This is a genomic window from Celeribacter halophilus (genome assembly GCF_900114135.1).
Lineage (GTDB): Bacteria > Pseudomonadota > Alphaproteobacteria > Rhodobacterales > Rhodobacteraceae > Celeribacter > Celeribacter halophilus.
In genome coordinates this window covers 1-2311 of sequence record NZ_FORY01000055.1, presented here as the reverse complement: position 1 = coordinate 2311, position 2311 = coordinate 1, and the positions used below count along the sequence as shown (strand labels likewise).

Here is a 2311-nt window from a genome sequence, read left to right as displayed (position 1 = left end):
AAAATTTTCTCATAAAGTTTTTCCTAAACACATAAAAACAATAACTTATCCACAATTTCCCGCTCGTTTTTGAAACTTTCCAGGCGGCCTTTCAAGCGCGATCATTTATGATGAAAGCAAGAAACCTGCACCCCAAAACATGGAAATTTCAAAAATGAAGAAAACAATTCTGGAGGCTAAAAACGGGCCCTTCGATTTAGGTTCTAGCGCACGCGAGACATTTAACGCTCGGTAAACATTTCAACCCTGTCAGAAACGCTGCTGCGATGAATTTTATCGGCATGCAAAACGAACAATGCAATCCAGAAGTTGCGGAAGAAGTGAAACATGGTCGCCCGCCCCAACATTGTAAAAGTCCGGCTCTCTGACGAAGAACAAGAGCAGATCGACCGTATGCTCAAAAAGTCCGGGCTGGCGTCGCGTGCGGATTATATGCGGCGCGCAGCACTTGGCGGTGCGACAAACGCAGCGGTTGCCGAGACAATAGGAGAAGTCGGGATTGCTCTCAACCGCTTTGGAAAGGCTCCGCAAAAGCAATTTGAGAGGATCGTATCTTCGCTCGATCGCCTCGTTGACATAATGCAAGACAAGGAAGGAGAGAGGTGATGCGCGCATATTCCAGCTTTCATTCCAATGCAAAATTCCTGGATCATTACAATCTCCGGGACAGTTCTGAATTGATTGGTGGCACCGTTCTGGGACAAGGAAGGTATAGCTTGAGGCAACGCTTCGAGCGCATCTCTAAGGGTAGCAAGTATTTGAATGTCACCCTGTCATTGCCCAAAGGTATGCAGGCTGATCGCACATTGTGGGAAAGCATCGTGATATTTCAATTGGGTCTGATGGGACTTGATGCAGTTAAAACACCCTGGATTGCCGCCAGGCATACAGACAGTGAATGCGATCATGTTCACATCGCAATTGCACTTCGTCAGTTTGATGGAATGGAGGTGCGCCCCCGCTGCTCAAAATTGCAAACGGAACGCAACCATATTGCCATGGCGAGACGTCTTGGCCTCGAAACTCCTATATACTTCAATCCGGACATTCCGACGCTGACACCCCCTCTTCCTTCAAGGCGGCTGCATGATCCGCGCGCTCGACAGTTGGCGGGCGCTCTGTGCGACGTTTTTCGTCAAACACGTCCACGCAACGTCGAGGAATTCGATGTGGCTTTGTCTCGCTGCAAGCCGCCAATCAAAAGGTTTGAAGAGTGCGGTCCAGATGGGGTGCCCTATTGGCTGTATGAACAAGCAGGGTTTTCTCGTGGCGGCGGCGGGCTCGGGACAGCATTCGAGCCTCGTCACATTAAATCCCGGCTCGCATATTGCGAGGCGCTCTCACGGAGGCTTCTACAGCTAGACATCATGGCGGTTATCAGGGCCGTGAAGCCACATCTCAACAACATAGAAAGGATACTTAATGACACAGACACGCACCCCACTGACATTGCCCACCAGCGACGAACTCTTGCTCAAGACCCTCGAAGGAACGGACAAGAAAGTCGAGAAGCTTCACCCGCTGCTCGGTCTGCTGGAGGAGGACGACACGGAACCTTACTCGGAGATCGGGCAGGCCCTTCTCGATGCATTGAAGCACATTCAGAAGGAGCTTCAGGAATTCCAGAGCCTGCGCCACGATTTGGCGAAGCAGATCGAAGCACTCACGGCATCCGTCAAAGAAACAAAAGCAACGCAAGAGATCATGGCAAAACAGATCGAGGAAATGCACCACCTGCTTCTGGCGCCAGTCGAAAACCCTTGAGGTTTGGAATGTGGCTTGGGCACGTCATACAAACCTTACACCAGAACTTTGCGGGGGCACGCTGGCGCCGCATATCACGACACGGGCTCGTGATCCGTTTCGTGGATCGAAGCGTTGTTACCTGCTCTCCTGAAACCTGTGAGGTAAACTCTGAAAATGCAGATGCACTCATGTTCCGCGATATCGCGATCAAGCACGGCCTCGTGCGCAGAGAGATCATAGAGCCCGCACCGCCCACCGAGGACACATTAGAAATCTATGGTCCGTAGATGTTGCCAGCCCACGGTCCTGTCCGCATCCTGCGCACATTGATATGCCTGCCACAAGGCCCTTCACCGGCCCTCCCCGTTTTCCACGTCGTGGGTCTAGTTGCCAAGACATTTATGCCCCCTATTCTCTCACATGAGGACGACCTCACCATCTTGGTCACCATACGGGACGGCCCGGCACAAGGAGAACAAGCATGGCTTGGATCTGTCTTTTCATAGCCGGCATTCTGGAAGTTATCTGGGCTTTCGCGATGAAAAAGTCTCTCGGCTTCACTCTT

Annotated in this window: 3 protein-coding genes and 1 pseudogene; all 4 read left to right on the top strand. The window is 51.6% G+C overall.

The window, feature by feature from the left end:
• Positions 1-327 precede the first annotated feature (327 nt).
• Positions 328-606, top strand: coding sequence for a plasmid mobilization protein (locus tag BM152_RS18710; RefSeq protein ID WP_066598814.1), 279 nt, complete (start codon positions 328-330; stop codon positions 604-606).
• Positions 606-968 (top strand): annotated as a pseudogene (locus tag BM152_RS19755) (relaxase/mobilization nuclease domain-containing protein); the annotation flags it as partial. The gene BM152_RS18710 and the pseudogene BM152_RS19755, both read left to right, overlap by 1 nt.
• A 454-nt stretch (positions 969-1422) precedes the next feature.
• Positions 1423-1764, top strand: coding sequence for a hypothetical protein (locus BM152_RS18705; protein ID WP_066598813.1), 342 nt, complete (start codon positions 1423-1425; stop codon positions 1762-1764).
• A 463-nt stretch (positions 1765-2227) separates the two neighbouring features.
• The coding region (locus BM152_RS19660) for an SMR family transporter (RefSeq protein ID WP_280139012.1) at positions 2228-2311 on the top strand (84 nt) is incomplete at its 3' end.